Genomic DNA, 21,329 nt, shown 5'->3' with positions numbered 1-21,329 from the left:
TCGACAATGTGTAACTGATGATTTCAGCAGGCTGACAACGTGCGTTACGTTATGCCGGATGCGGCGTGAACGCCTTATCCGGCATACATACCACGTAATATCAATGAGTTGCATGACTCTGTAGGCCTGATAAGCGCAGCGCATCAGGCACTATGTCGTGCTTAGTGGCGAGCGCGCACCAGCTGATACTTACGTGTCAGATACTCCACCGGTACGCTCCAGATGTGCACCAGACGCGAGAACGGGAACAGCAGGAATAACGTCATCCCCAGCACCAGGTGCAGACGGAAGATAAACGCCACACCATCAAGGTGTTGAGAAGCACCACCGTGGAAGGTCACTACCGACTGCGCCCAGCCAACCAGTTTCATCATCTCGCTACCGTCCATATGCTGGGCGGAGAACGGAATGGTCAACAGGCCCAGCGCGCACTGGATAACGAGCAGCGACAGGATCAGGATATCCGCTCCGGTAGTGGTTGCACGCACGCGTGGGCTGAACAGGCGACGCTTCAGCAACAGCACGCCACCAATCAGACACAGCACGCCGCTGGCACCACCAGCAAACATCGCCATTTTTTGTTTCACTTCAATCGGCAGCCAGGCTTCATACATCCAGTGCGGCGTCAACATACCGAAGAAGTGACCGACAAAAATCCCCAGAATCCCGATATGGAACAGGTTCGACGCCAGGTTCATTCCTTTACGGTCCAGCATCTGGCTGGATGCCGCGCGCCAGGTGTACTGCCCGTAGTCATAGCGCAGCCAACTACCAATCAGGAAGACCGCCCCGGCAATGTACGGGTAGATATCAAAGAAGAACATATTCAGGAATTGCATTAGTGCTGTCCTCCGGTGGGGATATTCAGATATTGCGGCGCGACGGCACCGGCAAAGCGACGCTGATGAGCAGTGATTGCTGAATCACCACAGCCTTTGTCTGCAAAGAACTTAACCTGCTCTTCTTCCCAGACAGCATCCAGCGCCTGCGGCGTATCGTCGCGCGCTTCATCGGCAATTTTTTCCGCCACTTTGTCGCTGTCGATAGCGGTATTCGCCAGTTTCAGCAGCAGGTCAAACAGCACGGCATAACGGCTTTCACGCTGTTGCAGACGCGCGCTCAGCAATGCCAGAATCGGCGCAATGTCTTTCAAACCCTCCACGGCTTCGCTTTGCGGCAGCTGCGCCAGGTATTCCAGATACAGCGGCAGATGGTCCGGCAATTCGCGGCTGTTTAACTGCAAGCCGTGCTGCTCGTACTGCGCCAGTAAATCCACCATCGCCTGACCACGATCGCGGGATTCACCGTGAACATGTTCGAATAGCAACAGTGACGTGGCGCGACCACGGTCGAACAGTTCGCTGTACTGCGCCTGGGCATCCAGCGGATCCATCGCCGTTAAATCGCGCAGGAAAATGCCCAGCGCATGGGCATCTTCTTTCGACAAATTTTCCGACGCGGCAATCGCCTCGAACATCTCCTGTTGATGCTGCCATAAGGCAGCATCCGGATATTCAAGGAGACGCGATACAATCACGAGTTCGATCATGGATGCGGCTCCGTTTTGCTGGTCACATCGATGGCATCGATACGACGGCTGTTGAACAGATTGAATTTGGTATCTGAACCGTGGCAGCCATCACCAAAGGTAAAGCCGCAGCCATTTTTCTCCGGGAATGCTTCCCGCGCCAGTTCACGATGACTGCTTGGTACCACAAAGCGATCTTCGTAGTTAGCAATCGCCAGATAACGATACATTTCCTGTGCCTGGGCTTCGGTCAGGCCAACCTCTTCCAGCGCACGGGTATCGACTTTACCGTCAACGGTTTCAGCACGTTTGTAATGACGCATTGCCAGCATACGTTTCAGCGCACGCAGTACCGGTTGGGTGTCGCCTGCGGTCAGCAGGTTCGCCAGATACTGTACCGGAATACGCAGGCTTTCGACGTCTGGCAAAATACCGTTGCTGCCCAACTCGCCAGCGTCTGCTGCAGACTGAATCGGAGACAAAGGCGGCACGTACCAGACCATCGGCAGTGTGCGATATTCCGGATGCAGCGGCAGCGCCAGTTTCCATTCCATCGCCATTTTATAAACCGGCGACTGCTGCGCAGCTTCAATAACGCTCAGCGGGATACCGTCTTTAATCGCCTGCTCGATGACCTTCGGATCGTTCGGATCGAGGAACACGTCCAGCTGACGCTGGTAGAGATCTTTTTCGTTCTCGGTGCTGGCCGCACGTTCAATGGCGTCCGCATCGTACAGCAGCACGCCGAGATAACGGATACGACCGACACAGGTTTCTGAACACACCGTCGGCTGACCGGCTTCAATACGCGGATAGCAGAAAATGCACTTCTCAGACTTACCGCTCTTCCAGTTGAAGTAGATTTTTTTGTACGGGCATCCGGTGATGCACATACGCCAGCCACGGCATTTGTCCTGATCGATCAGGACGATGCCATCTTCTTCACGCTTGTAAATTGCACCGCTCGGGCAGGTCGCCACACATGCCGGGTTCAGGCAGTGTTCGCACAGGCGCGGCAAATACATCATGAAGGTGTTTTCGAACTGGCTATACATCGCCTTCTGGATGTTGTCGAAGTTCTTGTCTTTCGCCAGCTTGTCAAACTCACCGCCCAGGTCATCTTCCCAGTTCGGCCCTTTTTCGATTTTCGCCATCCGTTCGCCGGTAATCAGCGAACGCGGACGGGCAATCGGCTGCGATTTGCTGCCTTCCGGCGCGGTATGCAGGTTCTGATAGTCAAAATCAAACGGCTCGTAATAATCGTCGATCCCCGGCAGATGCGGGTTAGCGAAGATTTTACCCAACAGCATGGCGCGGTTACCCATGCGCGGTTGCAGTTTGCCGTTGATTTTACGGATCCAGCCGCCTTTGTATTTTTCCTGGTTTTCCCAGTCGGTCGGGAAGCCCTGGCCCGGCTTGGTTTCCACGTTGTTGAACCACGCGTATTCCACGCCTTCGCGGCTGGTCCAGACGTTTTTACAGGTAACTGAACAGGTGTGGCAGCCGATGCACTTATCGAGATTCAGCACCATGCCGACTTGTGAACGAATTTTCATTTTACGCTCTCCTGTACCTGGTCATTGCCTTCGCCATCTAACCAGTCAATGTTCTTCATCTTACGCACTACAACAAACTCATCGCGGTTAGAACCTACAGTGCCGTAGTAGTTAAAGCCGTATGCCAGATGGGCATAGCCGCCGATCATATGCGTCGGTTTCGGCGTGATACGGGTGACCGAGTTATGGATACCCCCACGCTGTTGGGTAATTTCCGAACCAGGCAGGTTAACGATACGTTCCTGCGCGTGGTACATCATGGTCATCCCTGCCGGAACACGCTGGCTGACAACCGCACGGGCAGTCAGTGCACCGTTGCTGTTGAAGACTTCAATCCAGTCGTTATCGGCGATACCCAGATCTTTGGCATCGGCTTCACTCAGCCAGACCACCGGACCACCGCGACCTAAAGTCAGCATCAGCAGGTTGTCGCTATAGGTGGAGTGGATCCCCCACTTCTGGTGCGGCGTCAGGAAGTTGAGCGCTTTTTCCGGATTACCGTTGGATTTCTGCCCCATCACTTCTTTCACCGAACGGGTGTCAATCGGCGGACGATAAACCAGCAGGCTTTCACCGAAATCACGCATCCACTGATGATCCTGATAAAGCTGCTGACGACCAGAGAGCGTGCGCCACGGGATCAGCTCGTGAACGTTGGTGTAACCGGCGTTGTAAGAAACGTGTTCATCTTCCAGACCAGACCAGGTCGGGCTGGAGATAATTTTGCGCGGCTGTGCCTGAATATCGCGGAAGCGGATCTTCTCGTCTTCTTTATTCAGCGCCAGATGCGTATGGTCACGACCAGTAAATTCGCTCAGGGCAGCCCAGGCTTTCACGGCTACCTGACCGTTGGTTTCCGGTGCCAGTGTCAGGATCATCTCTGCCGCATCAATTGCGGTGTTCAGCATCGGCTGGCCTTTCGCCGGGCCTTCCGCTTTGGTGTAGTTGAGCTTACGCAGCAGATCCATCTCGCTCTGGGTGTTCCAGGCAATCCCTTTACCACCGTTACCGATTTTCTCCATCAACGGACCGATAGAGGTAAAGCGTTCGTAAGTTGCCGGATAATCGCGCTCTACGACCATAATGTGCGGTGCAGTTTTACCGGGGATCAGGTCGCATTCGCCTTTTTTCCAGTCTTTCACATCCAGCGGCTGTGCCAGTTCAGCGGCAGAGTCGTGCTGGATAGGCAGCGTGACGATGTCGGTTTCTTTACCCAGATGACCGACGCACACTTCGGAGAATTTCCTGGCGATAGCTTTGTAGATTTCCCAGTCGCTTTTCGCTTCCCAGGCCGGATCGACCGCCGCAGACAGCGGGTGAATAAACGGATGCATATCCGAAGTATTCATGTCGTCTTTTTCGTACCAGGTCGCCGTCGGCAAAATGATGTCGGAATAGAGACAGGTGCTCGACAGACGGAAGTCCAGCGTCACCACCAGATCCAGCTTGCCTTCCAGACCATTGTCCTGCCAGTCCACTTCTTCCGGCTTCACGCCGCCCTGCTGCCCCAGATCTTTACCCTGGATACCGTGCTCCGTCCCCAGCAGGTACTTGAGCATAAACTCATGACCTTTACCGGAAGAACCGAGCAGGTTAGAACGCCAGATGAACAGGTTACGCGGGTGGTTTTTACCGTTTTCTGGTTGTTCTGCCGCAAAACGGATGGAACCGTCTTTCAGGGATTTCACGGTGTAATCTACCGGATTCATCCCGGCTTTTTCTGCTTCGCGAGCGATAGTCAGCGGGTTAGTGCCTAACTGCGGCGCAGATGGCAGCCAGCCCATGCGTTCTGCACGGACGTTAAAGTCGATCAGGTGTCCGGTATAGCGGGATTTATCCGCCATCGGCGACAGCAGTTCTTCCGCAGTCACGGTTTCATAACGCCACTGACTGGAGTGGTTATAGAAATAAGAGGTGCTGTTCATGTGACGCGCCGGACGCTGCCAGTCAAGGGCAAACGCCAGCGGCTGCCAGCCGGTTTGCGGACGCAGTTTTTCCTGACCTACATAGTGCGCCCAGCCGCCACCGCTCTGACCGACACAGCCGCAGAAAATCAGCATGTTGATCAGACCACGATAGTTCATATCGAGGTGATACCAGTGGTTCAGACCCGCACCGACGATAATCATCGAACGACCGTGCGTCTTGTCAGCGTTGTCGGCAAATTCACGGGCAATACGGATAATCTGGCTGCGAGAAACGCCAGTGATCTGCTCGGCCCACGCCGGAGTGTAAGCTTTCACATCGTCGTAGCTGGTTGCGCAGTTAACGTCGTTCAGGCCACGTTCCAGACCGTAGTTTGCCAGCGTCAGATCATAAACGGTGGTCACCAGAGCGGTGCTACCGTCGGCCAGTTGCAGGCGTTTTACCGGCAGTTTGTGCAGCAGAATGTTTTCCAGCTCCACTTTGTTGAAGTGTTCCGTGCCGTCGCCGCCAAAGTACGGGAAGCCCACTTCAGCGATCTCATCCTGGCTACCCAGCAGGCTCAGTTGCAGCTCAGTTTCTTCGCCGGTTTTACCGTCGCGCTGCTCCAGATTCCATTTGCCCTTCTCGCCCCAGCGGAAGCCAATAGAACCGTTCGGCGCAACCATTTCGCCATTGGTATTAAAGGCGACAGTTTTCCATTCCGGATTGTTTTCCTGGCCCAGCGCATCAACCAGATCGGCAGCGCGCAGCATACGACCCGCAGCGTAGTAACCGTTGCGTTCTTCCAGCATCACCAGCATCGGCATGTCGGTGTAGCGACGCACATAGTCGGTGAAATACTGACTTGGGTTATCGAGGTGGAATTCACGCAGCATCACGTGGCCCATCGCCAGCGCCATTGCCGCATCGGTGCCCTGTTTCGGTGCCAGCCACAGATCGCACAGTTTGGCGATTTCAGCGTAGTCCGGCGTGACGGCAACAGTTTTGGTGCCTTTGTAACGCACTTCAGTAAAGAAGTGAGCATCCGGGGTACGCGTCTGCGGCACGTTTGAACCCCAGGCGATGATGTAGCTGGAGTTGTACCAGTCAGCGGATTCCGGAACGTCAGTTTGCTCGCCCCAGGTTTGCGGAGACGCAGGAGGCAGGTCGCAGTACCAGTCGTAGAAGCTCAAGCAAGTACCGCCAATCAGCGAGAGATAGCGCGCACCCGATGCGTAAGAAACCATCGACATTGCCGGAATTGGCGAGAAGCCAGCGACACGGTCCGGGCCGTAGTTTTTGATGGTGTAAACGTTAGATGCGGCGATCAGTTCATTCACTTCCTGCCAGGAAGAACGAACAAAACCACCGCGTCCACGCGCCTGCTTAAAACTTTTCGCTTTATCGGCGTCTTCAATGATAGAAGCCCATGCCTCAACCGGATCGCTATGCAGCGCCTTCGCTTCACGCCACATTTTCATCAGGCGTTTGCGCATCATTGGGTATTTCAGGCGGTTGGCGCTATAGAGATACCAGGAGTAGCTGGCACCGCGTGGGCAGCCGCGAGGTTCATGGTTTGGCAGGTCCGGACGGGTACGCGGATAGTCAGTCTGCTGGGTTTCCCAGGTCACCAGACCGTTTTTAACGTAGATTTTCCAGCTACAGGAGCCGGTGCAGTTTACCCCGTGGGTAGAGCGGACGATTTTGTCATGCTGCCAACGCTGGCGATATCCATCCTCCCAGTCACGGTTGGTATTGAGAAGCTGGCCATGCCCATCGGCAAAGGTTTCGCCCTTCTGCTTGAAGTAGCGAAACCGGTCCAGGAATTTACTCATCGGTTTTCTCCTGTGGGAGCCTGTCGGCTCTCTGATAAATCGACATTGCTAATGTTTAAAGGCAAGGTAACGCTCTGAAACAACGTGGGAATTGATAACGATCAAGAGTGGTGGGGATGAAAAATAAAGTAAATTCCTAAGATACTCCTTAAGGGTAATTAATGGCTTATATCTAACAGACTGTAAATTAATGGTTTTTATGCTATCTCACATTTATACATTTCGGATTTTTATACAGGTGGGTATTAAGGAGTATCCCCCATGGATGACATATTAATGGTGCTTAATTGACGCAATTGAAAATAATTATCGCCCTCAAAGTATGTTGTAACTAAATGACAAATAAAAAAAGCGCGACATTACGCCGCGCAAAGGATAATCAAATATTACGATTTATTTTTTAGAATGCCGACCGTATACCGCCCAGGTAATCACCACGCAGGCGATATAGAAAATCAAAAATACTTTCATTGCACCGACTGGCGAACCCGTTAATGCCAGTGAGCTACCGAACGCTTTCGGGATAAAGAAGCCACCGATAGCGCCAATCGCAGAGATGAAACCCAGCGCCGCCGCTGTGTCGGTTGCCGCTTCACGCATAGCACGTTCGTCAGAACCGCCTTCTGCTTTCACACGATCCATCGTCAGTTTACGGAAGATCACGGAAATCATCTGGAAGGTGGAGCCGCTACCCAGCCCAGCGGTCAGGAACAGTGCCAGGAAGACCGCAAAGAACGCCATAAAGCTTCCGCCCTGCCCGTCAGTCGGTAAGGTGAGGAACAGCAGGCCGCTGAAAATCGCCATCAGGATAAAGTTCACCAGTGTGACACGGGTACCACCAAGACGGTCAGACAATGCACCACCAGCAGAACGCGCCAGTGCGCCAATAAACGGTCCGAAGAAGGCGTAGTGCAGAATCTGCACGTCCGGGAACTGCGTTTTTGACAACATGGCAAAGCCCGCAGAGAAACCGATGAAGGAGCCGAAGGTTGCCAGATACAGCAGGCTCATAATCCACAGATGCCCACGTTTGAGTACCGGTAACTGCTCCTTGATGGAGGCTTTCGAGGTAGCAAGGTCGTTCATGCCAAACCACGCCGCGATGGTGAAGATGGCGAGGAACGGCACCCATACCCAGGACGCGTTCGCCAGATACAGCTCGGTGCCATCAGGCTGTGTTACACCCTGGCTACCAAATGCAGCAAAAATTGACAGTGATACCACCAGCGGAGCAACCAGCTGCATGACGCTGACACCCATGTTGCCCAGACCACCATTCAGGCCCAGCGCGCCACCCTGCTTCTGCTTCGGAAAGAAGAAGCTGATGTTTGCCATACTGGAGGCGAAGTTCGCGCCAGCAAAGCCGCACAGCAGAGAGATGATGATGAAGACGCTATAAGGCGTGGAGGTATCCTGAACGGCAAAACCCAGCCAGACGCAAGGAATAATCAGAATACCGGTGCTGAATGCTGTCCAGCGACGACCACCGAAGATTGGAACCATAAAGGAGTATGGAACACGTAATAATGCGCCAGAAACTGAAGGTAGCGCAGTCAGCATAAATAGCTGATCGGTCGTAAAATTAAAGCCGACTTTCGGTAGGTTCACCGCAACGGCACTGAATAACATCCATACGCAAAACGCCAGAAGCAGGCAGGGAACGGAAATCCACAGGTTACGGCTGGCGATGCGTTGACCGCGTTGTTGCCAGAACGCAGGATCTTCCGGTCGCCAATCTGTAATGACTGCTCCAGTAGCCCTTTCGGGGGCGGATGAGTGACTCATAGACACCTCTGATACTCGTTTCGATGTCTGCCACCTTAGTGTCTGTAGCCAAAGGCAATTTGATGTAAATCAAACGACAATATAACTTTATCTATCATTGATATTTATCATTACCCATAGTGAGTACAGAGATTTCATAAAAATTTTGAGATTTTTCACGACACTGTAAAATCCCTACCCTTACTGACGTAAAGCGACTAACCACACGGCAAATAAGGAGTAACTCTTTCCGGGTATGGGTATACTTCAGCCAATAGCCGAGAATACTGCCATTCCAGAATGTATCGTCACATTCATTAAGGTTATTACTCATTCAAAGCCTGAAGGAAGAGGTTTATATGCTTAAACGTTGTCTCTCTCCGCTCACCCTGGTTAATCAGGTTGCGCTGATTGTTTTGCTTTCTACCGCCATTGGACTGGCGGGGATGGCAGTTTCTGGCTGGCTGGTGCAAGGCGTTCAGGGCAGCGCCCATGCGATCAACAAAGCGGGATCGCTGCGCATGCAAAGTTACCGTCTGCTGGCGGCTGTGCCATTAAGCGAGAATGACAAGCCCTTAATCAAAGAGATGGAACAAACGGCATTTAGCACCGAGTTAACTCGTGCGGCAGAACGAGACGGGCAACTGGCGCAATTACAGGGGCTACAGGATTACTGGCGCAATGAATTGATTCCTGCGCTGTTGCGTGCACAAAACCGCGAAACGGTGTCGGCAGACGTCAGCCAGTTTGTTGCCGGGCTTGATAAGCTGGTTTCTGGTTTCGATCGCACCACCGAAACGCGTATTGAGACAGTTGTGCTGGTCCACCGGGTAATGGCTGTCTTTATGGCGCTTTTACTGGTGTTTACCATTATCTGGCTGCGAGCGCGTTTGCTTCAACCGTGGCGACAATTACTGGCAATGGCCAGCGCTGTCAGTCATCGCGATTTTAGTAAGAGAGCGAATATCAGCGGACGAAACGAGATGGCGATGTTGGGGACTGCACTGAACAATATGTCTGCTGAACTGGCGGAAAGTTATGCCGTGCTTGAGCAGCGGGTACAGGAGAAAACTGCCGGACTAGAGCATAAAAATCAGATTCTCTCTTTTTTGTGGCAGGCCAACCGCCGTTTGCATTCCCGCGCTCCGCTGTGTGAACGCCTGTCACCTGTGCTTAACGGTCTACAAAATTTAACCCTGTTGCGTGATATCGAACTACGGGTATATGACACGGAAGATGAAGAGAATCATCAGGAGTTTACCTGTCAGCCAGATATGAGTTGCGATGATAAAGGCTGCCATCTCTGCCCACGCGGCGTTTTACCCGTTGGCGATCGCGGCACTACGTTGAAATGGCGGTTAGCGGATTCTCATATGCAGTATGGTATTTTGCTGGCTACCCTGCCACAGGGGCGTCATCTTAGCCATGATCAACAACAACTGGTGGATACCCTGGTTGAACAACTCACCGCCACGCTGGCGTTGGATCGCCATCAGGAGCGCCAGCAGCAGTTGATCGTGATGGAAGAGCGTGCCACCATTGCGCGCGAACTGCATGATTCTATTGCTCAATCGCTCTCTTGCATGAAAATGCAGGTAAGTTGTTTACAGATGCAAGGCGACGCGCTGCCAGAAAGCAGCCGCGAACTGTTAAGCCAGATCCGTAACGAACTGAATGCGTCCTGGGCGCAGTTGCGTGAGTTACTCACCACATTTCGTTTACAGCTCACCGAACCAGGATTACGTCCCGCACTGGAGGCGAGCTGCGAAGAGTACAGCGCCAAATTTGGCTTCCCGGTGAAGCTGAATTACCAATTGCCGCCACGTCTGGTGCCTTCACATCAGGCAATCCATCTGTTGCAAATTGCCCGTGAGGCATTAAGTAACGCCCTCAAACATTCGCAAGCAAGTGAGGTGGTGGTTACGGTGGCGCAAAACGATAATCAGGTAAAACTGACCGTTCAGGATAATGGCTGCGGCGTGCCTGAAAATGCCATCCGCAGCAATCACTACGGCATGATAATAATGCGCGACCGTGCGCAAAGTTTACGAGGCGATTGCCGCGTCCGCCGTCGTGAATCAGGTGGCACCGAAGTGGTGGTCACCTTTATTCCCGAAAAAACTTTCACAGACGTCCAAGGAGATACCCATGAGTAATCAGGAACCGGCTACTATCCTGCTGATTGACGATCACCCGATGCTGCGAACTGGCGTAAAACAGCTTATTAGTATGGCACCAGATATCACCGTGGTTGGCGAAGCGAGTAATGGCGAACAGGGTATTGAACTGGCGGAGTCTCTTGATCCCGATCTGATCCTGTTAGATCTCAATATGCCCGGCATGAACGGTCTGGAAACGCTGGATAAACTGCGCGAAAAGTCCCTCTCCGGCCGTATTGTGGTGTTCAGCGTCTCTAACCATGAAGAGGACGTGGTAACCGCATTGAAACGTGGTGCAGATGGCTATCTGTTAAAAGATATGGAGCCAGAAGATTTACTGAAAGCATTGCATCAGGCTGCCGCTGGCGAAATGGTCTTAAGCGAAGCGTTAACCCCTGTTCTGGCCGCCAGCCTGCGCGCTAACCGCGCTACGACTGAGCGTGATGTTAACCAGTTAACGCCACGTGAACGCGACATTCTAAAACTAATAGCTCAGGGCTTACCGAATAAGATGATTGCCCGTCGCCTGGACATCACTGAAAGCACGGTTAAAGTGCATGTGAAACACATGCTGAAAAAAATGAAGCTCAAATCTCGTGTAGAAGCTGCAGTATGGGTGCATCAGGAACGTATTTTCTGATTACGGTTCCCAGATCGGTTCGTCGTTCGACATTGCGTCGAAAGGTTCGGCAAGCGTTAGCGTGATCTCATTGGAGGAGACACGCTGCCCTTGGTTATCCTCCACCACTACCGACAATCGCCATTGATTGCTCGCCCCTTCCCCACTTTGCCAGTCCGGCATGATCAACGTCCAGCCATCCGCACTATTGGCTGTCGCTCCCGATGTCAGACTTAACATCTGCGTATCTCCCTGCCAGATCAATTGCCGAATACCGTAATGACTGCGAATTTGTAATTTCAGTGGCACGGTTTCACCAGGTTTAAGATCCCAGGGCGGCGTCGCCAGAAATACCGTTAAGGTTTTACGCTGCCGATACTCAATAGTCGGCAGATTATTTCGCTGCGGATTGTCATAGCGACTGCCGCGTAGCGACTGGCTTTCAGCAACTTCGCCAGCAGAAAGCTGTTTGTTGAGCGGCACGCCAAAACGGTAGTTAATATTCAGTCCGAGGTTATTTTGCCTTTCTCCACTTTCCCCCTGTTTATGCAGGGCGGTTACTGTAACGAGTGGGACCGGTGTGTAATTTAGTCCAAGACTCAAGGCGACGGGATTGTGATAACCCGTGCCGGTGTTAAACAAATCAACACTCTGACCAAAATATTGTTCGAGGCTAACGCTGGTGTTGATATGCTGGTAAAACGGCATCCGCATCCGGGCCGTCAAGTCGTAACCACGCGCCATTCGTTGCTCGAGCGTGGCGGTCTGTTCACGCCAGGAGGCAAAAGGCTGGTAATAGTTTGCTGACAACCGCAAATATTCCCCCCACGCTTCGGCACCGAAACCTGCTCGCTGGAGATTTTGATCCAGCAAGTTGTCATAAAAAGTGTTATATCCCACCAGCCAGTTGCCACGCGCCCAGCGTTGGCCTGCGCCAAGGTTACTGACCAGACCATCATCCTGCTGAGTGAGCCCAATCTGGCTCCATGTAAGATAACGGTCGTTATCCTGTAGCGGTACAAACCAGCTCCCCCGGCTACCTGTAAAATGTCCTTCGTTATCCACTTTGACGTCGACACTGGCGTTCCCCCACGGCGATAGCCAGGATTCCACGTGCTGATTGACCTGCTGGCTAAGCGCATCGCGGACTTTTCCCAACGCAAAAGCTCTCGCCTGCTCGCCAGTGTCCTGACCTTTATCAGTCATACTGGTTTCACCAAAATCTTTCACAATTTCAGCAAAATGTTTTTCACCGTCATGATTTTCCGCAGCCATTCCTAAGTCAGGAAGACCGTCACTGTCGTTATCAAAAGGATTTGCCGCTTGCTGCTTAAAAGAGGACTGTGCGCTAGCTATACCGCCTGCCAGCAGCAAGAGTAAACAAATTGCGATAATGCGGGGGACGAAACGGCTCAAAACGTCAGTAATTTCCAATAAAAATGAACAGCTACAGCTTTATAGAATAACGATTACTGGCAATTTTTCTTGTACTTTTGCATGCTTTAGCACAAATCCTAAAAAATGTGACGGATTGGTCAGACAGCACACAAGCTGTAAGATAGAAACTGAACATCTAATTCCCTGAATACAGGAGTAAATAATGCAAAGAATCGTGATCGTTGCCAATGGCGCACCCTACGGGAGCGAATCCTTATTTAACAGCCTGCGGCTGGCCATTGCGCTACGAGAGCAGGAAAGCTACCTGGATCTGCGTCTATTCCTGATGTCTGATGCGGTCACTGCCGGATTGCGCGGACAAAAACCTGGGGAAGGCTATAACATTCAGCAAATGCTGGAGATCCTCACGGCGCAAAATGTGCCAGTGAAATTGTGCAAAACCTGCACCGATGGTCGTGGCATCAGCACACTTCCACTGATTGATGGAGTGGAAATTGGTACTCTGGTAGAACTGGCGCAATGGACGCTGCTTGCCGATAAAGTGCTCACATTTTAACGTAAGTATGGGGCGCTCAAGATAATAGAGATGCCCCACTGCTAAAATGTTTTATCGGGCAAACCCAGGCCGTAACACACCATCCGGGTAATTTTCCGTCAGAAGTTTTTTCACCGACACCAGTAAATCACTCAGCCCGTCATCCTGCATCCCCAGTTTGTTAAGCGCTTGTTCCAGGGAAAACAAGTACTGTGCGTTGGTTCCTAATGGCCCACTCGCCGCAGCAATCAACGGGGCAATCACCTGAGCGCGGGTATCTGATTCATACTCAGGATGGCGCGGGTCCATAATGAACACCAGCGCATTGACGGTGCGGCCATCGTCAAGATGAAGCTGACACCAGGACGGCAGATAGCAGCCAGTAATCATCTCACGCTTCCACAGTAAGGTCAGCTCCTGCTCCAGAGACTCTTCCGGCAGACGATACGCAACGCCCGTGGTACGCCCGCCCTCTTTCAGTGCAAGCATCCTCCCCGGCTGGTGCGCAGTCCCCCGCCCGGCAGTCAGCCGCAAACAGAAAGCACGATGCCACCCAACCAGCGTACCGGTGCACGACTCGGTAAACTCCAGCGCCGGATTCCACATTAATGATCCATAGCCGAAGATCCACACCGGTCCCTCATCAGGTCGACAAGACAGCGTCGCCGCCAGCGAGGCCGCCCGTTGTTCTGCCGACCATAAGAGTGATTCTTCAATGGCACCAAATGCCGTTTTACAATCGGCATTCATCAAGAAATCACGCGTTATCACCTTACACCTCCGCCACTGCATACTTCCCTGCGACAACTTTTTGGTGTCTTCCGGACATTTTTACTGCTCATTTTGAAACCACTATTGGGACAATATGCAATCCACAGACCACTTGCAAGGCAACACCGCACGAATAGCTTTCACTTGCCGCTGAGTTTTACGATTTTTTATGCCATTTATCATCATCGCCTTTGGCATATTCATGTTTCACCGCGGCCCAGGCCACTTTATGCGCTGTCTCTTCGCGACTGGCATCATCACGTCGGTCTTCTTTATCTTTATATTGCTCCCAGGCGCTGTTGAATGCTTCTTTATAGATATCCTGGGCATGAGTGGGTAAAACGTGTTTTACGCTTTCCGGCAGGTCGCTTTTCGTTTTATACGGCATTGTTGACTCCTTTATTAAAATTGAACATTAAGTGTGGTCAACAATATCCCCTCTTGCCAAAACATAAGTACTCTCACATCAGACTATTCTCAAGAGACGCGAATACAAACATTGTCTAAACACGTAGCTTGTTTTTATACTCCAAAGAGTAAAAAAACGACTACGGGGTAAAATTTCGTAAAATGTTACCGATATCCTGACACTTTCTGTTATTTTTCCTGCCTATTTATTACATTTCCGACAAATTCATCTGCAAAGGATAACCATAATGACAAATGCTCACGAGGCGGTAAAAACCCGCCACAAGGAGACTTCGCTTATTTTCCCGGTTCTGGCGCTGGTAGTGCTGTCCCTGTGGGGAAGCAGCCAAACACTACCAGTGGTTATTGGCATCAACCTTCTTGCTCTTATTGGTATTTTAAGCAGTGCTTTTAGTGTTGTCCGTCATGCGGACGTACTAGCCCATCGTCTGGGTGAACCTTACGGTTCGCTTATTCTTAGCCTTTCCGTCGTTATTCTTGAAGTCAGTTTGATTTCAGCCTTAATGGCGACCGGCGATGCAGCGCCGACGTTAATGCGAGATACGCTCTATTCAATCATTATGATTGTTACCGGCGGACTGGTTGGTTTTTCATTACTGCTGGGTGGCCGTAAATTTGCTACCCAATATATGAATCTGTTTGGTATTAAACAGTATTTAATTGCTCTGTTCCCATTAGCCATAATCGTGCTGGTATTTCCGATGGCGCTGCCTGCGGCGAATTTTTCGACCGGTCAGGCGTTACTTGTGGCATTAATTTCCGCAGCGATGTACGGCGTATTTTTGCTGATTCAGACCAAAACGCATCAAAGCCTGTTTGTCTATGAGCATGAAGATGACAGCGATGATGACGATCCGCATCACGGCAAACCGTCTGCTCATAGCAGCCTGTGGCATGCCATCTGGTTAATTATCCATCTAATTGCCGTTATTGCGGTCACAAAAATGAACGCCAGCCCGCTGGAAACATTGCTCACCAGCATGAATGCGCCGGTGGCCTTTACCGGTTTCCTGGTAGCGCTATTGATTCTGTCGCCGGAAGGTTTAGGCGCGTTAAAAGCAGTTTTAAGCAACCAGGTCCAGCGCGCGATGAATCTGTTCTTTGGTTCGGTATTGGCGACGATTTCGCTTACCGTACCTGTCGTAACGCTTATCGCCTTTATGACGGGTAATGAATTGCAGTTTGCTCTGGGCGCACCAGAGATGGTGGTAATGGTAGCCTCTTTGGTACTGTGCCATATTTCATTTTCGACTGGCCGTACTAACGTACTCAACGGCGCGGCGCATCTGGCACTGTTTGTAGCTTATTTAATGACAATATTTGCCTGACATTTATATCTCCTCCGATGGCGGAAATCGGAGGAGAATTTTTACTCCCTCATACAGAGAACCATATTAGGCCAAATACTGGCGAATATCGGAAGGTGCATAATTTTTATCCCACAGCGCCTTCATCATCAACATGTAAGGTTCAACATAAGTGAAAAAAGCCTGATAGCTTTCGCAAAAATAGTTGAGTTCAGGAATGCCGCTTCGGGAAATCGCAATGCGATCTTTTGGGCAACCACCGAGACAAGTAAATTTTACATTACAATTCGTACATTCTGCTGCAAGTGGCGGTTTACACTGTTCAATTATTTGATTCTTTGCTCCTTTCCGTGCTGTGGTCGTTCGGCGACTGTTCCTCAACAAAAATTTAGAATTAGCAGAGTGTTCACTCTGGAATGAAACTGTATTTATTTTTGACGTGAACGCACTAACATCAAATGATGTAAAAGGACAGGTCGGCACTGGTAATCCACACCATGACGCAAAAGCGTGTTCAAAAATAGGAATTTTAATTGTTCCAATATCCAGACGTACCCAGGTGTAGAAAATTGTTTTCAAAAAAGTCCCCAATGCGGCCGGAGCAAGGCTTCGCGCGTTCAACCCACCTTGCGCAAGTGGTTCAAGCAAGGGAATAAACTGCATATCACGACTGCCAAGATTTTTAAGATAGTGATAGATCCGCAACGGTTGTTGACTATTGATAGAGTCAATGACTGTCAGAGTATTAAATTCAACATCATGTTTTTGCAGTAATCTCACAGCCTTTTCAATCTGTTGAATCGCTGGTTTGCCAGAAATCGTTTCGCAGAAATTATCGTGCAACGGGGGCGCGATATTCACCGAAAGGCGAATAATAAACTGATTTTTCTTGAAGAACTTGCACCAACTATCATCTAACAGGATACCGTTGATTAACACAGTATTGATAATATTCTTACCTTGCGCAATTTGCTGTTGTAGCTTGATGACTCGATTAAAGAAATTAAATTCGTCCAGCGTTAGTTCACGAGTCTGCCAGGAAAAAATCACATTGCTGGTTTCATGAGCATCAACTTGCTGACGTATAAATAACTGTAACGTTTCATCGTCTGAATCGCACATTGTAAATTCAGTATTGGATTTGATTTTATCGAAATAGCAATGCGAACAGTGTAAATTGCAGGTTCTACTGGCACATTTAATTATCATTTTTACTGCCCTATTCGTTTATTAATGATTAAAAAAATGATGCAAGCCATAAAATGGATTGCATCATGAAAAATTATTTCATATTAGTTGCTGGCGTTGACCCGCATTTCATTAATCTGTGCAGGAATTATTTTGTGTCCTGACTTCAGATAATCAATCACGACATCAGACATATTATGTCCGGCACGAACTTGCACATTCCTTCCATTTTTAAATGCCAGAAAACCATCCCCTCCCAAAGCAAGGAATGTCGTCGTTGCAATATGATAAGTCTCCGTATCCACAACATCTTTACCGTTGATTGTGAAGTACTCTATGCACTGTCCTACAGGCTTCTGCGGCATATAATGCATTTCAGCACCCTTTGACATTTGTAGTATGCCATTAGTAAGTGATGCCCCATGTTCCATTAGATTACGCAGATCTTTGCCACTGAGATCCATTTCGGTAAGCTCATTCTTAAAGGGGAACGTACTGGTAATGTCACCAAAGGTAATGGAGCCAGCGTTGATATCAGCCCTTAAACTGCCGGAGTTGATCAGCGCAATCTGTGCATTCGGTGCAGCAACAAGCATTGCATCAGTAAATAAGTTTCCAAGCTGTGATGATTCACCATAGGCTCGGGTTAACATAATTGGTGATTCACCTACCGGCTGGCGCACAATATCTGCAAGTTTTTTATTCCAGCCGTCGATAGCTTTCTGTGTTGTTGGATCAGGTTTCCATTCGTCGGCATAAAGTGTTTTCAGCTCGAAGCTTTTCACTTCATGGATTCGGGCAACCGGGTCAACGTTGAGCACCAATTTACCTACATCAATACCGCCGCTGTCAGTAGAAAGAATTAAGGTGTTTCCTACTTTGATAGGTTCTGGTGTTCCTACATGAGCGTGTCCGGTAATGAGGATATCCAGTCCTTTGACTTTGCTTGCAGTCTGAATATCTTTATCCAACGCGCGCCTGACATCGGTGTTACCAATACTGGACTGACGTGCAGGAACGCCTTCATGCATGAGTGCGACAGTAATGTCAACTTTCCCCCGCAGTTCATCCAGATAATGTTGCAGATATTTCACCTCATCGCGAGCCTCAATTCCCTGATTCTTGAGAGTAGCCGCTGATTTATCAAAGCGATTGTTGTTATCGTTATCGAGTCCCTGAATTGAGAGCTCTGAAATCGTGTCATTAAACGCATACACGCCGTGCAACCCAATAACACCAATCTTTACACCGTCCTTTTCCAGAATGGTATACGGCTTGTTCCAGAACGGTATCTCACTGTCCTTATGGAATACATTTCCTAACAAAACGGGGAAATTCGCTTTACTTAACTGTCTGAGAAGATTGTCCCAACCATGGTCAAATTCATGATTTCCGATGGATACCACATCAATAGGCATGGTATTCATAATGTCAATTATTGCCTGTCCCTTAGTCAGACTACTAATATAAGGCCCGGTAAAATAGTCACCTGCATCAAAATAAAAGGTGGCTTTATTTCTAACTTTTTCTTGTTTTACTAATGTTGTTATATTGGCAAATCCACCTATTGCTCGTTTACCGTCTGCAACATACGGAAGCTTGTATGTATCAACATGAGCATGGAGATCATTGGTATAAATAATAGTAACATCTTTTGCACAGAGCCAGGACGGTAGCGTCAGCAAAATACTCACGGCAATATATTTTATTTTCATAAATTATCCATTTTCAAAGTCATTTTATTTAAAATGCATAACCAACAGTTAAATAATATGCCCAGCCCGTTGAATCTATCGTAGTCATTTCCCCTTTACTGTTAAATGCATTACTTCCCTCATCAAATTGCCCGCCATGATAAAAATAGCGAAGAGTCGCACCATAACTCCAGTGTGCATATACAAGACTAAGTACATGAGTGGAGACTATTGAGCTATTTGTACGGGAATAAAATTGTTGTTTACCACCGGATTTTTCTTTTAAATCCGAGCCAAAATCAAAATTAGTAAAACCGACGTAATTTAATTTACCGCCCAAAACGGTAGTAATCGGAACTACATATTTTACTTTAAACCGATATCCATCCCACTCATTCGCATTAGCAGCATTATAATTATTCCCTTGATATTTAGCGTAGATGTTTGCAGACAACGTCATCGGCAGTCCTGTATCAATATCCGTCCCTAGCCCCATATACCAGGTACTCTGGCGCTGCCCCTCATTCGTTCCCGCATCGTAGATATAGTTATTAGCAAAATACCATTCTTTAAATGGACCAAAACTTAAGTCTAACCCCGTTAATTTGTCGATACTAAAACGCGGTTCTATTTCCATAAAAAATGGTGAGCCATTATCCCAAATTCCAATATCATTATCATTTCCTAAACCAAAAAATTTAGGCAAATCCGCATAGCCATAGAAATCAAACCAGTCAACATGAGCCCATGCGCGATACTCTGGATACAAATCCGATCTTTTTTGTGGACCAAAGCGAGTGGAATTGCTTCCTACTATATTAATACTTTGATGCCACCAACCCGACAGATATTCATTATCTCCAGAATCAGCAAATGTTACTATGGGCAACAATATAAATACGCCTGGCAAAAGATATTTTATTTTTTGCATAAGTGTAACTCCTTCCACTGAGGTTATTAAAAAATACATTCCTGTAATAAATAACGCACGTCATTATCTGTGATTTTTTCTATAAATATGATTAAGATATATTAATATCTCAATCATAATTGATGTCACTGCCAATTCATTGAGCCTATTTAGCCGCGCTCACATCGACTACTCTCATTTCGAGATCAGGTGTTAACGGACTATGTGCCTTAATATAATCAATAATTGACTCTGCAGATGTAGTACTGCTAATAGTTTTGACATTCGTGCCTTTTAAGAATGCTTCAAATCCATCGCCACCTGTCGCACAAAATGAGTGTGTAACGACCCGATAAGTTTTGGTTGGATCTACAGGTTGATTATTAATAGTGAATTTAATAATTCTCTGGCCTAAAGGTTTTTTACTATCGTATTCGACATGAACGTTTTTTGACACTTGCAAAATCCCATTAGTGAGATTAGTTGCATGAACCATTAAATCAATGAGTTCTTGCCCGGTGAGATCCATCTCAACAAGTTCATTATTAAATGGGAAGGTAGTAATTACATCACCATATTTTAAATTTCCTTGAGGAAAATCAGCACGCAACCCGCCGCTGTTTTGTAATCCCATAATTGCGTCTGGTGCTTTAGCCATCATGGCATCGAGGACTAAATTACCAACAGGCGATGATTCACCATAAGAACGAGTGAATGGTGCCGTTGTTGTCCCAATAACCTGCTCAGTGATACTTTTCAGCTTAGCATTCCATTTATCAATTCTGGCCTGGACTTTTGGATCAGCTTTATATTCGTCAGCAAATACAGTGATTAATTTACCGTCATAGCCATCAATTTTTCTAGTCTTAGGGTTAAAATCCAATGTTAATTTACCAATATCAGTACCATACGCATCTGTTGAAACAATAAGCGTATCATTAACTTTAATTGGCTCTGGCGTACCAACATGAGCATGTCCTGTGATTAACACATCAATACCCTCAAATTTCTTTGCGGTATCGATATCGGCTTGCAGCATCCTGGCGACATCTTTATTTCCGTAGCTTGATTGACGAGCAGGCGTCCCCTCGTGGATAAGCAGTACGATGATATCAACCTTACCCTTTAATGCATCAAGCCCTTTTTGAATATAAGGAACTTCATCGCGGGCTTCTGAACCGGCGTAAGCCTTAGCCGCAACGGTATCATAAAATGCAAATTTTTGGTGTATCCCAATTACACCAATTTTTGTGCCATTTCTTTCAACAATCGTCCAGGGTTTATTCCAAACAGGTTTGTTACTATTGGCATAAAAAACATTACCCAGCAAAACTGGGAAATTCGCTTTTGATAACTGCTTAACCATATTATCGACACCATGGTCAAATTCGTGGTTCCCCACCGACACCGCATCAAAAGGCATGGCGTTCATGATGTCAATAATGGCTTCACCTTTGGTCAGGGAGCTTATATATGGCCCGGTGAAGTAATCCCCCGCATCAAAGAAAAATACATCTTTACTTTTTTTCCTGGCATCATTAACTATAGTTGCAATTTTAGCAAAACCGCCCACCGCGCGTTCCTTGTCGACAAAGGGGAGCTTTCCTGGAGAAACATGAGCATGTAAATCGTTTGTATAATATATAGTCACATCCTTCGCATTAATTGGCAAAACTAACGTTGCGGATAAACTTAATGCAAGCAGACGAAACTTTGTTTTTATCTTCATAA

The 21,329-nt window shown here is 48.7% G+C and carries 16 protein-coding genes; 4 read left to right on the top strand and 12 right to left on the bottom strand.

Annotated features, from left to right (window positions below; translation table 11 throughout):
* Nucleotides 1-161: 161 nt before the first annotated feature.
* The 5 genes from narI to narK all read right to left on the bottom strand — a co-directional run bounded on the left by narI (nucleotide 162) and on the right by narK (nucleotide 8,609).
* Nucleotides 162-839: a respiratory nitrate reductase subunit gamma gene (gene narI / locus D9736_RS18490; protein WP_001160110.1), complete on the bottom strand. Its 678-nt coding sequence runs from the start codon at nucleotides 837-839 to the stop codon at nucleotides 162-164.
* Nucleotides 839-1,549: a nitrate reductase molybdenum cofactor assembly chaperone gene (gene narJ, locus D9736_RS18485; protein ID WP_130258909.1), complete on the bottom strand. Its 711-nt coding sequence runs from the start codon at nucleotides 1,547-1,549 to the stop codon at nucleotides 839-841. The genes narI and narJ overlap by 1 nt, the downstream gene beginning before the upstream one ends.
* Nucleotides 1,546-3,084 carry a nitrate reductase subunit beta gene (narH, locus tag D9736_RS18480; protein WP_046082940.1) on the bottom strand — a complete coding sequence of 513 codons (1,539 nt, stop codon included), beginning with the start codon at nucleotides 3,082-3,084 and terminating at the stop codon, nucleotides 1,546-1,548. The genes narJ and narH overlap by 4 nt, the downstream gene beginning before the upstream one ends.
* On the bottom strand, nucleotides 3,081-6,824 hold the full coding sequence (locus tag D9736_RS18475) for a nitrate reductase subunit alpha (RefSeq protein WP_130258908.1): 3,744 nt from the start codon (nucleotides 6,822-6,824) through the stop codon (nucleotides 3,081-3,083). The genes narH and D9736_RS18475 overlap by 4 nt, the downstream gene beginning before the upstream one ends.
* Before the next feature lie 393 nt (nucleotides 6,825-7,217).
* Nucleotides 7,218-8,609 (bottom strand): nitrate transporter NarK, encoded by a 1,392-nt coding sequence (gene narK / locus D9736_RS18470; RefSeq protein ID WP_130258907.1) that lies wholly within the window; start codon nucleotides 8,607-8,609, stop codon nucleotides 7,218-7,220.
* Between the two features lie 338 nt (nucleotides 8,610-8,947).
* Between narK and narX the strand changes: the two genes are divergently transcribed.
* Entirely contained in the window at nucleotides 8,948-10,744 is a 1,797-nt protein-coding gene (gene narX, locus D9736_RS18465; protein ID WP_130216003.1) for a nitrate/nitrite two-component system sensor histidine kinase NarX, read from the top strand.
* On the top strand, nucleotides 10,737-11,387 hold the full coding sequence (narL, locus tag D9736_RS18460) for a two-component system response regulator NarL (protein WP_000070491.1): 651 nt from the start codon (nucleotides 10,737-10,739) through the stop codon (nucleotides 11,385-11,387). Before narX ends, narL begins: the two co-directional genes overlap by 8 nt.
* On the opposite strand, the gene D9736_RS18455 is transcribed toward narL, so the two are convergent.
* On the bottom strand, nucleotides 11,388-12,782 hold the full coding sequence (locus tag D9736_RS18455) for a YchO/YchP family invasin (protein ID WP_130222811.1): 1,395 nt from the start codon (nucleotides 12,780-12,782) through the stop codon (nucleotides 11,388-11,390).
* 184 nt (nucleotides 12,783-12,966) lie between these two features.
* On the opposite strand from D9736_RS18455, the gene ychN reads away from it, so the two are divergent.
* Nucleotides 12,967-13,320, top strand: coding sequence for a DsrE/F sulfur relay family protein YchN (ychN, locus tag D9736_RS18450; RefSeq protein ID WP_064528737.1), 354 nt, complete (start codon nucleotides 12,967-12,969; stop codon nucleotides 13,318-13,320).
* A 51-nt stretch (nucleotides 13,321-13,371) separates the two neighbouring features.
* Here ychN and chaC read toward each other — a convergent pair whose 3' ends face one another.
* Nucleotides 13,372-14,070, bottom strand: a complete 699-nt coding sequence (gene chaC, locus D9736_RS18445; RefSeq protein WP_130216001.1) for a glutathione-specific gamma-glutamylcyclotransferase — start codon at nucleotides 14,068-14,070, stop codon at nucleotides 13,372-13,374.
* 157 nt (nucleotides 14,071-14,227) lie between these two features.
* Nucleotides 14,228-14,458 carry a putative cation transport regulator ChaB gene (chaB, locus tag D9736_RS18440; RefSeq protein WP_130216000.1) on the bottom strand — a complete coding sequence of 77 codons (231 nt, stop codon included), beginning with the start codon at nucleotides 14,456-14,458 and terminating at the stop codon, nucleotides 14,228-14,230.
* Nucleotides 14,459-14,726: 268 nt separating this feature from the next.
* Between chaB and chaA the strand changes: the two genes are divergently transcribed.
* Nucleotides 14,727-15,827 (top strand): sodium-potassium/proton antiporter ChaA, encoded by a 1,101-nt coding sequence (gene chaA / locus D9736_RS18435; RefSeq protein WP_130215998.1) that lies wholly within the window; start codon nucleotides 14,727-14,729, stop codon nucleotides 15,825-15,827.
* Between the two features lie 66 nt (nucleotides 15,828-15,893).
* On the opposite strand, the gene D9736_RS18430 is transcribed toward chaA, so the two are convergent.
* From D9736_RS18430 to D9736_RS18415, 4 genes are all read right to left on the bottom strand, one after another.
* Nucleotides 15,894-17,015 (bottom strand): radical SAM protein, encoded by a 1,122-nt coding sequence (locus D9736_RS18430; protein ID WP_130258906.1) that lies wholly within the window; start codon nucleotides 17,013-17,015, stop codon nucleotides 15,894-15,896.
* 83 nt (nucleotides 17,016-17,098) lie between these two features.
* Nucleotides 17,099-18,709, bottom strand: a complete 1,611-nt coding sequence (locus D9736_RS18425) for a bifunctional UDP-sugar hydrolase/5'-nucleotidase (protein WP_130258905.1) — start codon at nucleotides 18,707-18,709, stop codon at nucleotides 17,099-17,101.
* 28 nt (nucleotides 18,710-18,737) lie between these two features.
* Nucleotides 18,738-19,619: a nucleoside-specific channel-forming protein Tsx gene (locus tag D9736_RS18420; protein WP_130258904.1), complete on the bottom strand. Its 882-nt coding sequence runs from the start codon at nucleotides 19,617-19,619 to the stop codon at nucleotides 18,738-18,740.
* A 145-nt stretch (nucleotides 19,620-19,764) separates the two neighbouring features.
* Nucleotides 19,765-21,327, bottom strand: a complete 1,563-nt coding sequence (locus tag D9736_RS18415; protein WP_130258903.1) for a bifunctional UDP-sugar hydrolase/5'-nucleotidase — start codon at nucleotides 21,325-21,327, stop codon at nucleotides 19,765-19,767.
* Nucleotides 21,328-21,329: the final 2 nt, after the last annotated feature.

This window comes from Escherichia sp. E10V10 (genome assembly GCF_004211985.1).
Lineage (GTDB): Bacteria > Pseudomonadota > Gammaproteobacteria > Enterobacterales > Enterobacteriaceae > Escherichia.
This window is presented reverse-complemented; position numbering and strand designations above follow the sequence as displayed.